15 protein-coding genes are annotated in these 17643 nt (G+C 73.3%); 11 read left to right on the forward strand and 4 right to left on the reverse strand.

Annotation, left to right across the window (positions count from 1 at the left end; genetic code table 11):
• Positions 1 to 1783 (reverse strand): endonuclease/exonuclease/phosphatase family protein (locus tag ALMP_RS24450; RefSeq protein ID WP_264931765.1); only part of this gene is annotated, 1783 nt, incomplete at its 3' end.
• A 251-nt stretch (positions 1784 to 2034) separates the two neighbouring features.
• Here ALMP_RS24450 and ALMP_RS24455 point away from each other — a divergent pair.
• From ALMP_RS24455 to ALMP_RS24470, 4 genes are all read left to right on the forward strand, one after another.
• The gene (locus ALMP_RS24455) at positions 2035 to 3468 is read left to right on the forward strand and encodes a hypothetical protein (RefSeq protein ID WP_264931768.1); all 1434 of its coding nucleotides are present in this window, start codon (positions 2035 to 2037) and stop codon (positions 3466 to 3468) included.
• A gap of 149 nt (positions 3469 to 3617) precedes the next feature.
• Positions 3618 to 4265, forward strand: coding sequence for a GntR family transcriptional regulator (locus ALMP_RS24460; protein ID WP_264931770.1), 648 nt, complete (start codon positions 3618 to 3620; stop codon positions 4263 to 4265).
• A 14-nt stretch (positions 4266 to 4279) separates the two neighbouring features.
• Positions 4280 to 5296 carry a 1-aminocyclopropane-1-carboxylate deaminase gene (locus tag ALMP_RS24465; protein WP_264931772.1) on the forward strand — a complete coding sequence of 339 codons (1017 nt, stop codon included), beginning with the start codon at positions 4280 to 4282 and terminating at the stop codon, positions 5294 to 5296.
• Positions 5297 to 5484: 188 nt separating this feature from the next.
• Positions 5485 to 6054, forward strand: a complete 570-nt coding sequence (locus tag ALMP_RS24470; RefSeq protein ID WP_264931774.1) for a TetR/AcrR family transcriptional regulator — start codon at positions 5485 to 5487, stop codon at positions 6052 to 6054.
• 127 nt (positions 6055 to 6181) lie between these two features.
• On the opposite strand, the gene ALMP_RS24475 is transcribed toward ALMP_RS24470, so the two are convergent.
• Together ALMP_RS24475 and ALMP_RS24480 are read right to left on the reverse strand one after the other, a co-directional pair.
• Positions 6182 to 7387, reverse strand: coding sequence for a TerD family protein (locus tag ALMP_RS24475; protein WP_264931964.1), 1206 nt, complete (start codon positions 7385 to 7387; stop codon positions 6182 to 6184).
• A gap of 110 nt (positions 7388 to 7497) precedes the next feature.
• The gene (locus ALMP_RS24480; RefSeq protein WP_264931776.1) at positions 7498 to 8307 is read right to left on the reverse strand and encodes an NAD(P)-dependent oxidoreductase; all 810 of its coding nucleotides are present in this window, start codon (positions 8305 to 8307) and stop codon (positions 7498 to 7500) included.
• A gap of 250 nt (positions 8308 to 8557) precedes the next feature.
• Here ALMP_RS24480 and ALMP_RS24485 point away from each other — a divergent pair, with 250 nt between their 5' ends.
• Together ALMP_RS24485 and ALMP_RS24490 are read left to right on the forward strand one after the other, a co-directional pair.
• Complete coding sequence (locus tag ALMP_RS24485) at positions 8558 to 9511, forward strand: 5-dehydro-4-deoxyglucarate dehydratase (RefSeq protein ID WP_264931778.1); 954 nt, start codon at positions 8558 to 8560, stop codon at positions 9509 to 9511.
• Entirely contained in the window at positions 9508 to 10671 is a 1164-nt protein-coding gene (locus ALMP_RS24490) for a hypothetical protein (protein ID WP_264931780.1), read from the forward strand. Before ALMP_RS24485 ends, ALMP_RS24490 begins: the two co-directional genes overlap by 4 nt.
• A 410-nt stretch (positions 10672 to 11081) precedes the next feature.
• On the opposite strand, the gene ALMP_RS24495 is transcribed toward ALMP_RS24490, so the two are convergent.
• Entirely contained in the window at positions 11082 to 12323 is a 1242-nt protein-coding gene (locus ALMP_RS24495; RefSeq protein WP_264931782.1) for an MFS transporter, read from the reverse strand.
• Positions 12324 to 12619: 296 nt separating this feature from the next.
• Here ALMP_RS24495 and ALMP_RS24500 point away from each other — a divergent pair, with 296 nt between their 5' ends.
• The 5 genes from ALMP_RS24500 to araD all read left to right on the forward strand — a co-directional run bounded on the left by ALMP_RS24500 (position 12620) and on the right by araD (position 17576).
• A complete protein-coding gene (locus tag ALMP_RS24500) occupies positions 12620 to 13216 on the forward strand; it encodes a TIGR03086 family metal-binding protein (RefSeq protein WP_264931785.1) in 597 nt (198 codons plus the stop codon).
• Between the two features lie 120 nt (positions 13217 to 13336).
• Positions 13337 to 14089: an MBL fold metallo-hydrolase gene (locus tag ALMP_RS24505; protein WP_264931786.1), complete on the forward strand. Its 753-nt coding sequence runs from the start codon at positions 13337 to 13339 to the stop codon at positions 14087 to 14089.
• A 177-nt stretch (positions 14090 to 14266) separates the two neighbouring features.
• On the forward strand, positions 14267 to 14935 hold the full coding sequence (locus tag ALMP_RS24510) for a GntR family transcriptional regulator (RefSeq protein WP_264931788.1): 669 nt from the start codon (positions 14267 to 14269) through the stop codon (positions 14933 to 14935).
• Positions 14932 to 15843, forward strand: a complete 912-nt coding sequence (locus ALMP_RS24515) for a dihydrodipicolinate synthase family protein (RefSeq protein ID WP_264931791.1) — start codon at positions 14932 to 14934, stop codon at positions 15841 to 15843. The genes ALMP_RS24510 and ALMP_RS24515 overlap by 4 nt, the downstream gene beginning before the upstream one ends.
• Positions 15840 to 17576, forward strand: coding sequence for an L-arabinonate dehydratase (gene araD, locus ALMP_RS24520; protein ID WP_264931792.1), 1737 nt, complete (start codon positions 15840 to 15842; stop codon positions 17574 to 17576). The genes ALMP_RS24515 and araD overlap by 4 nt, the downstream gene beginning before the upstream one ends.
• The last annotated feature ends 67 nt before the right edge of the window (positions 17577 to 17643 follow it).

Below are 17643 nucleotides of genomic sequence, written 5' to 3' on the forward strand. Positions count from 1 at the left end.
GGTCGTTGAACTCCGAGTTGATGTGCACGCTGTCGTACTCGAAGTCGCAGCCGCGCCGGATCGACGGGCTGATCAGGATCTGGTCCAGGACCTGGCTGTTGCCCTGGTAGACGTAGGAGTAACGCTCGCCGCGCGGCAGCGACTTGATCGCCGACCACATCGCGCCGCCGTCCTCGAGGATCTTCACCGTGTCGGAGAACTCGAAGTCGTTGATGTCGCCGAGGGTGACGACGTCCGCGTTCTTCTGGATCTCCAGGACGTCCTTGACGAAGGCGTTGACCAGCGTCGCCTGCTGGTGGCGCTGGGTCTCCGAGTTGCGCGCCACCGGCTGGTACTGCGAGGTCAGCCCCTGGTCGCCGCCCTTGGAGTTGAAGTGGTTCGCGATCACGAAGACCGTGCGGCCGCGGAAGACGAACTCGCCGACCAGCGGCTTGCGGCTGGACTTCCACGCCGTGTCCGCCGGGGCGATCCGGCCGGGGGAGACCGTCAGGGCCGCCTTGCCGCCGGCCTTCGTCACGCCGACGGCGGTCGTGGCGTCGCCGCCCGCGCGGTCGGTGAAGGAGACGCGCTCCGGGTTGAACAGGAACACCTGGCGGATGTTGCCGCCCGGCTCACCGCCGTCGGTCCCGTCGGCCGGGTCGATGGAACGCCAGTCGTAGCGGGGGCCGCCCGCCGCGACGATCGCGTCGATCAGCTTGGCCATCGTCTGGTCGGCGGCGACCGTGCCGTCGTTCTTCGCGCCGTTGTTGTCCTGGATCTCCTCCAGCGACACGATGTCGGGCGACTGGAGGTTGTGCACGACCGCGGCGGCGTGCTCCTCGAACGTCGCGTCGGACGGGTCGAGGTTCTCGACGTTGTACGTCGCGATCGCCAGCTCGCCGTTCTTCTGCTTCCGGGTGGTCTCCCGCTCCAGGCCGGCGCTCTCGAGGGTGCCGATCCGGTTGGCGACGAGGGTGTAGCCGCCGAACTGGTTGTAGTCCAGCGGTCCCGCGGTGGCGCCGGCGAGCCGGTCGCCGACGTTCGCCGTCGGGAAGTCGGCGACCTTGCCGAGCGACTGGATCTGGATCCGGCCGGTGTTCTGCGAGTCGTAGGAGCCGTACACCGTGCCGCCGCGGTGGTTGCGGTTCTCCCACGGCTTCACCGTGACCCACAGCTCGGTGAACGGGTCGGTCGCGCCGACCACGCGCACGTCGGAGACCTGGACGTTCATGCCCTCCAGGGACTCGTAGAAGTCCAGGGCGTAGGCGCGCGGCCGCAGCGGCAGCCCGTTGATCGAGTTGTTCGCGGCCGCGTCGCCCGCCGGGGCGTACGCCGCCGGGACCGACTTGGCGTCGACGACGACCGGGGCGGGCACCGCGTTGCCGCTGGAGACGACCGTCACGGTCGGGCGGACGATCTCCGTCAGCGCCTGGTTGCCGGACGAGGTGCCGCCCGGGACGAACTCCGAGACCGTGCCGGAGACGGTGACGGCGTCGCCGACGGCGACCTTCGGGGCGGAGCTGGTGAAGACGAAGACGCCCTCACTGGTGGCCGGTTCGGCGTCCGGGTCCGGGTCCTGGATCCAGAAGCCCTTGGAGGAGCCGTAGGTGCGTACGCCGGTGACGATTCCGGTCACGTCCGTGACCTGCTTGCCGGCGTACGGCGATATGCGGGTGGTGCCCTGGATGTCGTGGATGCGCACCGAGTCGGCGTGTGCGGGCGCGGCGACGACGACGGTGGACGCCGCGGAGCAGACGGCGGCGACGGTGAGCGCGGCGAGGCGCGCGGAAGACCTGCTAGGCAACGGGTTCCCTCCGGGGACGTGCATGAGCGCCGGGACGAGGGTGGGGCACGGGGCGCGGAGGACGCGCGTAGAACACAGTGAACACCTGTCCCCCCAACTTCTACGCGCGTCAATCTCCTGCCTGGTCAGGCCACTTGTCAAGGTTTCGGCCATGTACGGCTCCTGACCGGCAGATGAACCGGGCGGCATGGGTGGAAATCCGTCTAGGCTGAGCGGCTGAGTGGCACGACGCGTCCTAGGAGAACCAGCCGATGTCAGACAGCTCCCCCCTGCCGCCCGTACGGCTGCATCCCGAAGCGGAGCTGGCGCGCGACGCACTGTCCACCCCGCTGCTCTCCCGGGCCGCGCGGCTCGCCCGCTGGGCCGGCCCCGACACCCGCGTCGACGCCGGGGGCGGGCTGGTGGAGGAGCAACTGCCGGCCGCCGCCGAGGCGCTCGGCCTGAGCGGCGACGAGGGCGCCGCGTACGCGAGCGAGGCCTGGCGGATCGCCGTGGACGCCGGTCTCGTCGAGGTCGTCGACGAGGAGGCGGGCACCGTCACCGCCGGCGAGGACCTGGCCCTGCTGACCGGCGGCTCCCCGCACGACGTGCTCGCGGTCTGGCTCGCCGCGCTGGAGGCGGTCCTCGCCGACGCGAGCGTGCCCGACCTGGACGGCCTGGTCGAGGCCGCGCACCGCCAAGCAGAGGGCGGCGAGGCCGACTTGTCCCGGCTCGACTGGGACCCCGAGGGCGAGGCCGCCTTCCTCGACGGCGTGCTCGGCAACCTCTACGTGCTCACCGCGAGCGAGGACGGCCCCGGCGAAGGCCCGGTGCCGCTGCCCGCGCTCGCCGCCTCCATGATCGTCCCCGGCGACATGGGCGAACCCACCAACGACATACTGGAGCAGGTCTCCGACGCGATGATGCGCCTCGACGAGCAGTTCCGGCTCCTGGAGCCGATCGGACTCGTCGCCTACCGGCCCGTCGACGAGGCCCTCATGGCCGACGCCGAGGAGGAGCCCGCCGCGCCCGTCGACGAGACCGACGTCTCCCGCTACGGCATGGTCCGCCTCACCCCGCTCGGCCAGTACGGCCTCCGGGCCCGGCTGTTGGAGGCCGGCCTCCAGGTCCCCGCCGTCGGTGACCTCGCCGACAAGGGCGCCGACGCCCTCCTCGACGGCAGCGCCTCCTTCGGCCCGCGCGCCGCCCGCGCCGAGACCGAGCAGTGGCTGGCCCGTCGCCGGCCCCTCGACGCCGCACGGGAGTTGCTCGCCGCCGCCCGTGGCCTCGACGAGGGCGCGCCGCTGCGCCGGCTCCGCTGTCAGCAGGCCCTGTCCCTCGTCGGCGCGCCGGCCGAGCCCGCCGTGCGGGAGGTCCTCGACGACGCCGAGCTGGGCGGCCTCGCCCGGGTCTGGCTGAGCGAGCTGGGCGCCGCCGACGTCCCCGCCCCGTCCGAGGATCTGGTCTTCTGGCTCACCATCGACACGCTGGCCGCGCAGCTGGACGCCGAGGGCAACTCGGAGGAGCTCCAGGCCCTCGTCGAGGGGCTCGCCCAGCAGCACAGCGGCTTCTTCGCGGCGGCCTGGCGCGTGGAGCACCCGGCGACCGCGGACGTCCTGGAGGCGATGGGACGGCTGCACCCCGACAAGCGGATCGCCAAGGAGGCGCGCAAGGCGGCCTTCAAGGCGCGCTCCCAACAAGGCTGATCACGGGTTCACACAAGCGGGTCCCCTGAGGTCCCCCGGCGTTCAACCGCAACGTCGGCACCCGGAAACCCGCACTCCAGTGCGACCTGGGGCCCGCACGCCCGTGCGGGCCCTTGTTTCAAGGCGGTCTGATATCTAACATTTCAATCGTGGAGCCTCTCCGACCCGTCCCCCGCACCCTGCTCAGGGACCGCGCCTACGCGGCGATCCGCGACGCCATCGTCGCCGGTGACATCGCGCCCGGGGCGGTGGTGCGCGACGCCGACTTCGCGGAGCGGCTCGGGCTGTCCCGGGCGCCGGTGCGCGAGGCGTTCTCCCGACTCGTCGACGAGGGGCTGCTGGAGAGCAAACCGCAGAGCTACACGCGCGTGACGCCGCTCGTCGCGTCCGACGTACGGGACGCGGCGGCCGTCGTCGGGGCCATGCACGAACTGGTCGCCCGGATCGCGGTGCCCCGGCTGTTCGCGGCGGACGTCGAGGCGATGCGCGCGGCCAACGAGCGGTTCGCCGCCGCCGTCGCCACCGGCGACGTGGACACCGCGCTGCGCGCCGACGACGAGCTGCACGACGTGCTCGTGCGGGTCAGCGGCAACCGGGCGGCCGCCGCGACCGTCGCCCGCTACACCCCCCTGATCCGGCGGCTGGAGCGACGGCGCTTCGGCGAGGGCGGCTCCTGCCGCTCGGCCGGGCTGCACGACCGGCTGATCCGGGCGTGCGCCGGCGGTGACGTGGACGAGGCGGTCCGGGTCACGGCGGAGATCTGGCGCACCCTCGTGGACCTCGCCGACCCCGACTGAGCCAAGGAGGCTCCATGGCCCTCTCCTCCTACGAGCGCTACCCTCTCCTCTTCGGTCCCTCGCCCGTGCACCCCCTCGAGCGGCTCACCGCGCACCTCGGCGGGGCCCGCCTGTGGGCCAAGCGCGAGGACTGCAACTCCGGTGTCGCCTTCGGCGGGAACAAGACCCGCAAGCTGGAGTACCTGGTCGCCGACGCGCTCGCCCAGGGCTGCGACACGCTCGTGTCGATCGGCGGGGTGCAGTCCAACCACACCCGGCAGGTGGCCGCCGTGGCCGCCCGCGCCGGACTCGGTTGCGTCCTGGTGCAGGAGAGCTGGGTCGAGTGGCCCGACTCCGTGTACGACAAGGTCGGCAACATCCTGATCAGCCGGCTCGCCGGGGCGGACGTACGGCTGGTGCGGGCCGGGTTCGGGATCGGGTTCAAGGAGAGCTGGGAGCAGGCGCTCAGGGAGGTCGAGGAGGCGGGCGGCAAGCCGTACGCCATCCCGGCCGGGGCCTCCGACCATCCGCTCGGCGGCCTCGGGTTCGCCGGGTGGGCCTACGAACTCGCCGAGCAGGAGCGGCAGCTGGGCGTCTTCTTCGACACGGTGATCGTCTGCTCGGTGACCGGGTCCACGCAGGCCGGGATGGTCGCCGGGTTCGCCGCCCTGGAGGAGGCGGGGGCACGACCCCGGCGCGTGATCGGCGTCGACGCCTCCGCGAAGCCCGCCGAGACCCGCGCGCAGATCGCCCGCATCGCGCGGCGCACCGGCCGGCTCATCGGCGTCGAGCGGGAGCTGACCGAGGCGGACGTCGAGCTCGACGAGCGCTACCACGCGGGTGTCTACGGCGTCCCCGACGAGGCCACCCTGGAGGCGATGCGGCTCGCCGCCCGCACCGAGGGCATGGTCACCGACCCCGTCTACGAGGGGAAGTCGATGGCCGGGCTCGTTGACCTGGTCGCACGCGGCGAGCTGGGCCGCGACTCCACCGTGCTGTACGCGCACCTCGGCGGGCAGCCGGCGCTCAACGCGTACAGCGCGCTGTTCTGAGAGCGGCACACTGTACGTGCGCTGTTCAGCTGGTCGGACAGCGGCACGCGGTACGTGCGCTGTGCCGGGTGCGGCGCCGGCGCGCTGTGGGGAGGCGGCGCCCGCGACGTCGTCCGTCTGGTGCGTCCGGGCGCGGTGCCGGACCATGCGGACAGCACGACGTGCCCGGAGTTGCGAGGAGTGACTGGATGACGCGGGTCAGGCCCATGCGCGCGGACGCCCGCCGCAACTACCAGCGGCTGCTGACGGCGGCGGCGGAGGCCTTCGCCGAGCACGGGGAGGGCGCGTCCCTCGATGACATCGCCAAGCGGGCGGGGGTCGGGTCCGGCACCCTCTACCGGCACTTCCCGACCCGGCAGGCGCTGCTGGAGGCGGCGTACGTCGACCGGATCGAGGCGCTCGCCGCGCGCGCCGACGCGCTGGCCGAGCGGCTGCCGCCGGGCGAGGCCCTGGCTGAGTGGCTGAACGAGCTGGGTGTCGGCACCATCGAGGTCCGCGGTCTGCGGGCCCTGCTCGGGTCGGCCGTCGCGGACAGCGACGTCGCCGCGGCCACGGTGTGCGGCACCCGCATGCGGGAGGCGGCGACCCGGCTGGTCGAGGCGGCGCAGCGGGAGGGGACCCTGCGCCCGGACGTCGAGCCGGTCGAGGTGCTGCGCCTGGCGCACGGCCTGTCGACGGCGGCGGAACTGGCGCACGGGGACGGCAGCGGCATGCGCCGGTACGTGTCGCTGCTGACGGAGGGCCTGCGGCCGGGCTGACGGCAGGCCTGCGGCCGGGCCGACGGAGCTGTGGCCGGGCCGACGGAGGGTCTGCGGCCGGTGGCGGGCCGGGCCCGGCGGGCGCCCCCGCCGCCGGGGCGCCCGCAGAAGGGCGTACGGCTGCCGCTCAGAGCGCCTGGGCGGCCGGCTGCACCATGTTCCGTACCGTGCGGGCCTTCACGAACTGGCCCATGGCCGTCATCTCCCACTCGCCGGAGAACTGACGGATCAGCTTGGCCATCATCACGCCGGTCTGCGGCTCGGCGCTGGTGAGGTCGAAGCGGACCAGTTCCTCACCGGTCGCCGCGTCCAGGAGACGGCAGTACGCCTTGGCGACCTCGGTGAACTTCTGGCCGGAGAAGGAGTTCACCGTGAAGACCAGGCCCGTGACCTCCTGGGGGAGACGGCCCAGGTCGACGGTGATCACCTCGTCGTCGCCGCCGCCCTCACCGGTCAGGTTGTCGCCGGAGTGCCGGATGGCGCCGCTCACGATGGTCAGCTTGCCGAAGTAGCAGCTGTCGATGTGGTTGCGCTGGGGGCCGTAGGCGATGACCGAGGCGTCCAGGTCGATGTCCTTGCCGCGGTACGCCGGCTCCCAGCCGAGCCCCATCTTGACCTGCGACAGCAGCGGGCGGCCGCCCTTGACCAGGGAGACGGTCTGGTTCTTCTGGAGGCTGACGCGGCCCTTGTCGAGGTTGATCTTCCCGGCGCCGGGGGCGGGCGCGGGCGGGGCCGGGGGAACGGGCGGGGCCGGCGGGGCCACCGGCGGCTGCATCGCCGGGGCGGGCGGTGCGGCCGGCTGGGCCGGTGCGGCCGGCTGGGCCGGGGCGGCCGGGGCGGGCTCCTCCACCGTGACGCCGAAGTCGGTGGCGATGCCGGCCAGGCCGTCGGCGTAGCCCTGGCCGACCGCGCGGGCCTTCCAGGCGCCGTTGCGCAGGTAGATCTCCACGACCACCAGTGCCGTCTCCGCGCCGAGCTGCGGGGGCGTGAACGTGGCCAGAACGGTGTTGTCGTCCGCGTTGCGGATCGTGGCCGTCGGTTCGATGCCCTGGAAGGTCTGGCCCGCGGCGTCCGGGCTCGCGGTGACGACGATCTTCTCGATGCCCGGGGGGAGCGCGGAGGTGTCGACCGTGATCGCGTCGGGGGACGTGCCGCCGCCGGAGCGGTAGGTCACGCCGGGGCCGCTCGGCTGGTTGTAGAAGATGAAGTCGTCGTCGGAGCGCACCTTGCCGTCGGCGGTGAGCAGCAGGCCCGAAACGTCGAGCCGCACCGGGGCGGCGACGTCCACCGCCACGCGGGTGGCGGACAGGGGGATGTTCGAGCCGGGGGTCATAGCTGTCATGCCCGGTGAACGAGCGGGGCGGTTTTGCCGTTCCCTTACCTCGGCTCCGATCCCCCGAACGCCCACCGCCGCCGACCTCCGGCCCAGGTCGCGGGCGTGGATCAGTACGGCCAGATCGGCGGGTCGCTGACGAAGTGGCCGCCCAGGTACGCGTGCGCGATGTTCTCCGGGTCCAGCTCCCCCTGCTCGGCGATCAGCTTCTCGGCGTACGGCTCGGAGTCGTCCTGGGGCTCGTAGCCGAGCGCCCGCGCGGTGCCGAGGTCCCACCACAGGCGGGTGTTGGCGGAGGAGCCGTAGACGACGGTGTGGCCGACCTCCTCGGCGGTCAGGGCCGCGTGGAACAGCCGGGCGCCGTCGGCGGGGCTCATCCACAGCGACAGCATCCGCACGCTGGTCGGCTCGGGGAAGCAGGAGCCGATGCGCACCGAGACCGTCTCCAGGCCGTGCTTGTCCCAGTAGAGCTGCGCGAGGTCCTCGCCGAAGGACTTGGACAGGCCGTAGAAGGTGTCCGGGCGGTGCGGGGTGTCGATCGGGATCAGCGGGTCGTCGCCCTGGGGGCGCGGGGTGAAGCCCACCGCGTGGTTGGAGGAGGCGAAGACGATGCGCCCGACGCCCTCCTCGCGGGCGGCCTCGTACAGGTGGTAGGTGCCCTCGATGTTCGCCCGGAGGATCTTGTCGAAGGGGGCTTCCAGGGAGATGCCCGCGAGGTGGAGGATCGCGTCGACGCCTCGCACGGCCTCCCGGACGGCGTCCTTGTCGGCGAGGTCCGCGGTGATCGCGTCCGGCTCGCCCTCGATCGGGCGCAGGTCGAGCAGCCGCAGCTCGTAGCCGTAGTCCGGGAGCAGACCCCGCATCAGGGTGCCGAGGCCACCGGCGGCGCCGGTGAGCAGGACGGTGCGCGGAGCGGGCATCCTCGGATCTCCTTGGATCGGCGGGGCGGCAGATGAGCGGTCGGCGGCCGTATGCATGGATCTTATTCACATTCGTGGACACGCTAAGGATCTCCCGCGGACTCCGTCAAGTGGCGCGCGGGGCTCGAAAGTTCACTCCTGTCTGCTGGTTTGTGCGCTTGACCGGGTCTCGGAGGGCTTCATAGGGTGAGCGCGTTCACGCATGTGGACATTGATCAGAGGCACGCACGCGTCGTCCTAGGGAGAGCCCGTGACGCCAGCCCCGCTCGCCGCACGCCTGCGCGTCCCCAGCGGACCGCTGTTCTTCCCCGTCACCGCCTTCGGCCCCGACGGCTCCGTCGACCTCGACGCCTACCGGGCGCACGTCCGTCGTGGGGTCGAGGCCGGCGCGGCGGCCGTCTTCGCGTGCTGCGGCACGGGCGAGTTCCACGCGCTCGCACCGGAGGAGTTCGCGGCGTGCGTGCGGGCGGCGGTGGGGGAGGCGGACGGCCGGGTACCGGTCGTCGCGGGCGCCGGCTACGGCACCGCCCTCGCCGTGCGCTACGCGCGCCTCGCGCACGAGGCCGGCGCGGACGGACTGCTCGCGATGCCGCCCTACCTCGTCGTCGCCGGCCAGGAGGGACTGCTGCGCCACTACCGGGAGGTGGCGGCCGCGACCCCGCTCCCGGTGATCGTCTACCAGCGCGACAACGCCGTGTTCACCCCGGAGACCGTCGTCGGACTCGCCCGCACCGAGGGAATCATCGGCCTCAAGGACGGGCTCGGCGACCTCGACCTGATGCAGCGGATCGTCAGCGCCGTCCGCACCGAGGTTCCCGGCGACTTCCTCTACTTCAACGGCCTGCCGACCGCCGAGCAGACCCAGCTCGCCTACCACGGCGTCGGCGTCACCCTCTACTCCTCCGCCGTCTTCTGCTTCGCCCCCGAGATCGCCCTCGCCTTCCACCGGGCGCTCGCCACCGGCGACGAGGCCACCGCGCACCGCCTGCTGGACGGCTTCTACCGGCCGTTCGTCGAACTGCGCGCCCAGGGCCGCGGTTACGCCGTCTCCCTGGTCAAGGCCGGCGTCCGGCTGCGCGGACTGGATGTGGGGGAGGTCCGTCCCCCGCTGCACGAACCGAGCGAGGACCATGTCAAGCAACTCGCTCAGATCGTCGAGCGCGGCTACGCGCTGCTCGACGAGGACACGACGGAGGACAAGTGAAGGCGTCGACATTCGTCTATCCCTGGGACGTCAACGGGGACCCGCCGGCCCCGGCCCGCATCGCCGCGCTCGGAGTGGACCAGGTGACCCTCGCCTCCGCCTACCACTCCACCCGCGCCCTCACCCCGCGCCACCCGCGCCACCGCATCGTCACCGCCGAGCACGCGGCCGTGCTCTACCCGACGGACGCGCGGTGGGAGGGTCGCGCCCTGCGCCCCTACCCGGCCGGCGACTGGGCCCCCGGTGACGCCTTCGGCGAGGCCGCCGCCGCGCTCGCCGAGGCCGGCCTGGAGGTGCACACCTGGGTGGTCCTCGCGCACAACTCCCGCCTGGGCGCCGAGCACCCCGGCACCTCCGTGGTCAACGCCTACGGCGACCGCTACCCGTGGGCCCCGTGCATCGCCCAGCCCGCCACGCGCGCGTACCTCGTCGACCTGGCCGCCGAGGCCGCCGTACGCCCCGGCGCGCGCGGCACCGAACTCGAGTCCCTCGGCTGGTACGGCCTCCAGCACCTGCACGCCCACGACAAGACCGGCGGGGTCGGCCTCGGTGAAGCCGGGCAGTACCTGATGGCCCTGTGCTTCTGTCCGGCCTGCCGGGACGGGTACGGGGCACAGGGCCTGGACCCCGACGCGCTGGCCGCCGCCGTGCGCGACGCCCTGGAGCCGCTGTGGCAGGGGGCGCCGGACGACGGGGACTGGGCGGGGGTCGAGAAGCTCCTCGGGGAGGAGACGGCGGCGGCCACGCGCGCGTGGCGCGACGAGACCGCCCGCACGCTCCAGGAGACGGCCGTCGCGGCCGTCCGCGCCGCCGCGCCCGAGGGCTTCCAGGTGCTGCTGCACGCCGACCCGGTGACCTACCACGTCGGCGCCAACGCGGGCGTCGACCCCGCGCACATCCTCACCGTCGCGGACGGCGTCGTCGTGCCCTGCGCGGGCGGCCCCGCCCTGCTGACGCCCTTCGCCGACCAGGCCGTCCCGGACGCCGTGCTCGCCGCCAACTTCACCGTCGTCTCCGGCATGGGCGGCAGCCCCCGCACGCTCGGGGCCGACCTGGCCCGGGCCCGCGAGCTGGGCGCCACGCAGGTGCGGCTCTATCACGCGGGGCTGGCGTCGGACGGGGACCTGGAGGAGGTACGGGCCGCCCTCGCCGCCCGCTGAGCGCACACACGCGTGCGCGTATGCCGTCGGCGGGGGTGAGTTGCGCGCGTGCGCGGTGGGGGCAGATGCCTTCGGCGGCAGCCCGTGCGCGGTGGCGTGACATGCCGTCGGCGGCAGCCCGTGCGCGGTGGGGTGACATGCTGTCGGCGGCAGCCCGTGGGCTGTGGGGTCAGATGCCGTCGGCGGTCCCTGGTCGGTCGGTCCGCGCTCCGCCGACCACGGCGCCTCCCGGCTGATCGCCGGCGCGTGGCCGACCGGCCCGGCCTCTCCGTCGACACGCCGTCCCGGCTGTCGTGGCCGTCGCCCGCCGCCGACGCGGCGCGGGCGGGTGGACGCGGAGGGACACGTCCCCCCGCCGACCACCGCGTCAGGATGCCCTGACCGCCGACGCGGCGCGCGGGCGGGGTGGATCATGTCGCGTCGGCCGGGACGCGGTTCAGGAAGAGTCGGGCCGCCGTCGTCAGCAGGGTCAGGGCGGCGGTGATCAGGAGCAGCCGGTGGTCGGTCGGCTCGACCAGGGCCGCGCCGAGTCCCATCCCGACGGCGGTCGGGGCGAACATCAGCGTGTTCGCCGTGGCCGCGGTACGGCCCAGCAGCCGGTCGGGCGTCGCGCGCTGCACGGCGGTGAGCGCGGCGATCAGCACACACGGCAGTCCCGTCCCGATCGCCGCGCTGCACACCAGCGCCACCGCGTCCGACGGCACCGCCCGCAGCGCCACCGCCGCCCCGGTGAGCGCGATACCGGCCGCCGCGAACCGGCGCTCACCGAGCCGGCGCAGGGCCGGCCCGGACACCAGCCCGACCACGACCGACCCCGCGCCCTGCGCGGCGTAGAGCACACCCGTGTACGCGGGGGAGCGGCCGAGGTCCTCCACGACGGCGTAGATCAAGGCGCCGTTGACCCCCGAGCAGAGCATCGTCGCGGCGCCGGCCAGGACCAGCGGGCGCAGCCCCCGGTCCCGCCACAGCCGGCGGGCGCCCTGCGCCGTCCGCTCGCGCCAGCCGGTCGTCGGCGCCTCGGGCCGGCCCTCGCGCACCCGCACGCACGCGTACAGCACCGCCGCGCATCCGCACGTCACCGCGTCCAGCACGGCGACACTCGCCCCGCCGTACGCCGCGTACAGGCCCGCGCCCGCCGGAGGGGCCAGCAGTTTCATGCCCTCGACGGCCGTCGTGCGCAGCCCGTTGAAGTCGCCGAGCAGCTCGGGGGCGACGGCGGAGGCGACCAGCGCCGACTTCGCCGCCTCGTGCACGACGGAGGCCGTGCCGTACACCAGCAGCACGGTGAACAGCAGCCACAGTCCGTCCGGGGAGTCGACGACGAGGAGGGCCGGCAGCAGCGCCGCCAGGAACAGATCGATGCCGATCAGCAGGGGCCGGCGGCGGAAGCGGTCGGCGAGCGTGCCCAGCGCGGGGCCCGCCACGGTCGGCGCCCACAGGGCGAACGCGCACAGCGCGGCCAGCCCGTCCGAGCCGGTGAGGTCCTTGACCCAGACACCGGAGACCAGCCACAGCGCGGAGGTCCCGAAGCCGGAGACCACCAGCGCGGCGAGGTACAGCGCGGCGTCACGGTCCCGCAGCACACGCGCCACGGCCCAGCCCGTCGTCCTCGTCTTCGTGTTCTTCGTCTTCGTCGTCTTCGCCGTCGTCATGTCCGGCCATCGTGGAGCTAAGGCGGCCCCACGGCATCGGGCAGATGCCCTAGCGGGCCGAGTCGAGGCATGAGGCCCATAACGGCCACACCGGGCCGACCGCGAGAACGATGGAGCCCCGGGGTGGGGACGGTCGTGCCGTCCCGGCCCCGCCGTGGTTCACCGCGCTGCGGTCACCCCGAGCGGGTTCCAGCCGTCACTGTTGGTGTGCCTTGCCGACTGACGTGGTGGGGCGCGTTCCTGCCATGGATCCGGTCGGAGCGATGAGTTTCCGGGCCCCGGACAGTCCACCCCGTATGACCGACACGACCAGCACTCTCGACCTCACACCGCAGGCCATGATCGTGGCGCGCCTCGCGGAAGCGGTGCGGGACGACCAGCTCGCCGACGCCACGCCCTGCCCGGAGTACACCGTGGGCACCCTGCTCGGGCATCTGGCCGGCCTCGCCGTCGCCTTCCGTGACGCCGGCCGCAAGGACCTGGGCCCCACGACGGACACCGCGCCCGACGCCGCCGCCGTACCGGACCTGGACCCCGGCTGGCGCGCGGAACTGCCCAAGGTGCTCGGCGAACTCGCCGACGCCTGGCGGGACCCCGCCGCCTGGACCGGCATGACCCGGGCGGGCGGCGTCGACCTGCCCGGCGCGGTCGCGGGCGCCGTGGCCGCCGACGAGCTGGTGATCCACGGATGGGACCTGGCCCGGGCCACCGGGCAGGAGTACGTCCCCGACCCCGCGGCGCTCGACGCGTCCCACGCGCTCCTGCTGACGGACGCCGACGACCCCGACCGCGAGGGCGGGATCTTCGGCCCCGTCGTCCCCGTCCCGGACGACGCCCCGCTGCTCGACCGGGCCGTCGGACTGAGCGGGCGCGACCCGGGCTGGACCCCGTAGGCCACCCGGCCGGCACGGCGCGGACGGACATCGCCAGGGCGCGCCGGACGGGCGCGCCATGCGCTCCTGACGGACGTCGTCAGGGCGTGCCGGACGGGTGTGCGCCGTACGCTCCTCACCATGTCCCTCAGCCTCACCGTCCTCGGCACCGCCTCCCCGCACCCGGGGCCGGACCGCCCCTGCTCCGGCTATCTGCTGCGCGGCGGGGGCGCCGAGGTGTGGGTGGACGCGGGGACCGGCACGTTCGCCGAGTTGCGGCGGCACACGGATCCCCGGCGGCTCACCGCCGTCTGGATCTCCCATCTGCACGCCGACCACAGCGCCGATCTCCTGGCCGCCGCCTACGCGTTCGCCTTCGGCGGCCTCACCCCGCCGGCCCCGATCCCGGTGTACGCGCCGGCCGACTGCGCCCGCCGTCTGGCCGTCTTCCTCGGCCACCCGGACGTCCGGTTCCTCAGCGGCGTCCTGGACTTCAGGGCCCTGTACGACGGCCATACCGTCCGGCACGGGAGCCTCGGGCTCACCTCGCGCGCGGTGGCGCACGACACCGAGGCCTACGGGCTGCGCGCCGAGTGCCGGGGGAGCGTCCTCGCCTACTCCGGGGACAGCGGACCGTGCGCGGCGCTCGGCGAACTCGCCGCCGGGGCCGACCTGTTCCTGTGCGAGGCGGACATCGACCGGCATCGCGAAGGCGAACAGGTGCACCTGACGCCGGAGGACGCCGGAGAGGCCGCCCGTGACGCCGGGGTGCGACGGCTGGTCGTCACCCATGTCGGACCCACGCTGACCAGGGAAGACGCGGCCGAACGCGCCGCCGCGGCCTTCGGTGGACCGACCGGCGCCGCCATCGAGGGCGCCACCGTCTCCCTCTGACCTCCCGTCAGTACAGCCTCGCCCCACCGCTCACTCTCTTCTCACCTTCTTCTCAACTTCCTTTGTGAGAAGCATTGACGAAACACAGGGGCCCTCCTACCTTCAACGCGTCGTACTTCGTACGTCATATATGAGACGCGATACGCGAGATCAGATACGCGACACCGAGAGGCGCGCATGACCTCTGTGCCCACGCCGATCCCCTCCCGCACGCAGTACGTGCTGGAGGAGATCAAACGCCGTATCCTCACCGGGCAGCTGACGCCGGGTCAGGCGCTCGTCGAGACCGAGCTCGCCGCACAGTTCGGGGTCTCCAAGACCCCGGTGCGCGAGGCGCTCAAGACCCTGGCCGGCACCGGACTGGTCGTCATGAGCCAGTACAAGGGCGTCACGGTGCGCATGGTGGACGCAGACATGGCGCGCGAGGTCTACGACGTGCGGCTGCTGCTGGAACCCGAGGCGCTCAAGCGGGCCGTGCGGCGAGGAGCCTCCCTCGACGCCGCCCAGGCCGCGCTGACCAGGGCCGACGAGGCGACCGACACCGCGGAGCGCTCCCTGGCCAACCGGGAGTTCCATCGCGCCCTGTATCTGCCGTGCGGCAATCCGCTGCTCGGCCGGATGCTCGACGAGGTCCGCGACCAGGCCGCCCTGGTCTCCGCCGTCGCCTGGGCCGCCTCGCCCTCCTGGGAGCGGGAGGCGGGTGAGCACCGGGAGATCCTGCGGCTCGCCCTGGCGGGCGACGCCGACGGTGCGGCAAGCGCTCTCTACGGCCATATCGCGTCGTTCGTGCAGCGCGCCTTCCCCGAGGCAGGGGAGACGGCGCCGGGACAGGAAGGTCAGGAATGAGCAGCGTGGCGTTCGAGACCCAACGTGCGGCTCTGGCCGACGTCGTGGCCATCCCGGTGACTCCCTTCGCCGAGGACGGCTCCGTCGACCGTGCGGCCCACCGGGCCCTGCTGCGCCGTCTGCTCGACGGGGGGATCACCACCCTCACGCCCAACGGCAACACCGGCGAGTTCTACGCCCTCACACCGGAGGAGCGGCGGCTGGTCACGGAGCTGACGGTCGACGAGGCGGGGGACCGGTCCACGATCCTCGTCGGGGTCGGCCATGACGTCCCCACCGCCGTCGCCTCCGCCCGCCACGCCCGCGACCTCGGCGCGCAGATGGTGATGGTCCACCAGCCCGTCCACCCCTACGTCTCGCAGAGCGGCTGGGTCGACTACCACCGGGCCATCGCCGACTCCGTCCCCGAGCTGGGCGTCGTCCCGTACATCCGCAACGCGCAGCTCTCCGGCCTCCGCCTCGCCGAACTCGCGGACACCTGCCCCAATGTGATCGGCGTGAAGTACGCCGTCCCGGACGCCGCCCGCTTCGCCGCCTTCGCCCGTGACGCCGGGCTGGAACGGTTCGTCTGGGTCGCCGGCCTCGCCGAGCCCTACGCCCCCTCCTACTTCTCGGCGGGCGCCACCGGCTTCACCTCGGGCCTGGTGAACGTCGCCCCGGCCGTCTCGCTGAACATGATCGAAGCGCTTCGATCCGGCGACTACCCGGCCGCGATGAAGGTCTGGGAGCAGATCCGCCGCTTCGAGGAGCTGCGCGCCGCCAACGGCTCCGCCAACAACGTCACCGTCGTCAAGGAGGCCCTCGCCTCCCTCGGACTGTGCCGCCGCGAGGTCCGCCCGCCCAGCCGGCAGCTGCCGGAGGACGAGCGCGCGGAGGTCGCCGCCATCGCCGCCGGGTGGTCCATATGACCGAGCCCACCAGGAAACGCCCCGAGGAGCTCCGTAGCCACCAGTGGTACGGCACCGAGGGCCTGCGTTCCTTCAGCCACCGCGCCCGCACCCGCCAGCTCGGCTACCTGCCCGAAGAGCACCTCGGCAAGCCGGTCATCGCGATCCTCAACACCTGGTCGGACATCAACCCCTGCCACGTCCATCTGCGCGACCGCGCCCAGGCCGTGAAGCGCGGGGTGTGGCAGGCGGGCGGCTTTCCGCTGGAGTTCCCGGTCTCCACGCTCAGCGAGACCTTCCAGAAGCCGACCCCGATGCTCTACCGCAACATGCTGTCGATGGAGACCGAGGAGCTGCTGCGCTCCTACCCGGTCGACGGCGCCGTCCTGATGGGCGGCTGCGACAAGACCACGCCCGCCCTGCTCATGGGCGCGGCCAGCGCCGACCTGCCGACGGTGTTCGTGCCCGCCGGTCCCATGCTGCCGGGCCACTGGCGCAACGAGGTCCTCGGCTCCGGCACCGACATGTGGAAGTACTGGGACGACAAGCGGGCCGGCCTGATCGGCGACTGCGAGATGGCCGAGCTGGAGAACGGCCTCGCCCGCTCGCCCGGCCACTGCATGACGATGGGCACCGCCTCCACGCTGACGGCGGCGGCCGAGGTGCTGGGCGTGACGGTTCCGGGCGCGTCGAGCATCCCCGCCGTGGACTCGGGGCACGACCGGATGGCCGCGCTGTCCGGCATGCGCATCGTCGAACAGGTGCACAAGGGGCGGACCCTCACCGAGCTCCTCACCCGGGAGGCCTTCGAGGACGCCGTCACCACCGTCCTCGGCCTCGGCGGCTCCACCAACGCCGTCATCCACCTGATCGCCATGGCCGGCCGGGCCGGCGTCCGCCTCACCCTCGACGACTTCGACCGCGTCGCCCGCACGGTCCCCGTCCTCGCCAACGTCCGCCCCGGCGGCCGGACGTACCTCATGGAGGACTTCCACTTCGCCGGCGGACTGCCCGGCTTCCTCTCCCGGATCCCGGACCTGCTCCACCTGGACCGCCCGACGGTCTCCCACGACACGATGCGCGAGCAGATCGCCGGCGCGCAGGTGCACAACGACGACGTCATCCGCCCCCGGGACAACCCGGTCGCGAGCGAGGGCGGGGTCGCCGTCCTGCGCGGCAACCTCTGCCCGGACGGTGCCGTCATCAAGCACATCGCCGCCGAGCAGCACCTGCTCAAGCACACCGGTCCGGCCGTCGTCTTCGACGACTACCGGACCATGCAGCGGACCATCAACGACCCGTCGCTGAACATCACCGCCGACAGCGTGCTGGTGCTGCGCAACGCCGGTCCCAAGGGCGGGCCGGGCATGCCCGAGTACGGCATGCTGCCCATCCCCGACCACCTGCTCAAGCAGGGCGTGCGGGACATGGTCCGGATCTCCGACGCCCGGATGAGCGGCACCAGCTACGGCGCGTGCGTGCTGCACGTGGCGCCGGAGTCGTACATCGGCGGCCCCCTCGCCCTGGTGCGCACCGGCGACTCGATCACCCTCGACGTCGAGGCCCGCTCGCTCCACCTGAACGTGGACGACGAGGAGCTGGAGCGCCGGCGGGCCGAGTGGACGCCGCCGCCCACCCGTTCCGAGCGCGGCTACGGCGCGCTCTACGACGAACAGATCACCCAGGCCGACACGGGCTGCGACTTCGAGTTCCTCGCCCGCCCCGGTTCGGTGCAGGACCCGTACGCCGGCTGAACCCCGCCGACGGCCGGGCCCCGCACCACCCTGCACCTGAAGAAAGCGCTTCCCGCGCGAGAACGAC

The organism is Streptomyces sp. A012304 (genome assembly GCF_026008495.1).
Lineage (GTDB): Bacteria > Actinomycetota > Actinomycetes > Streptomycetales > Streptomycetaceae > Streptomyces.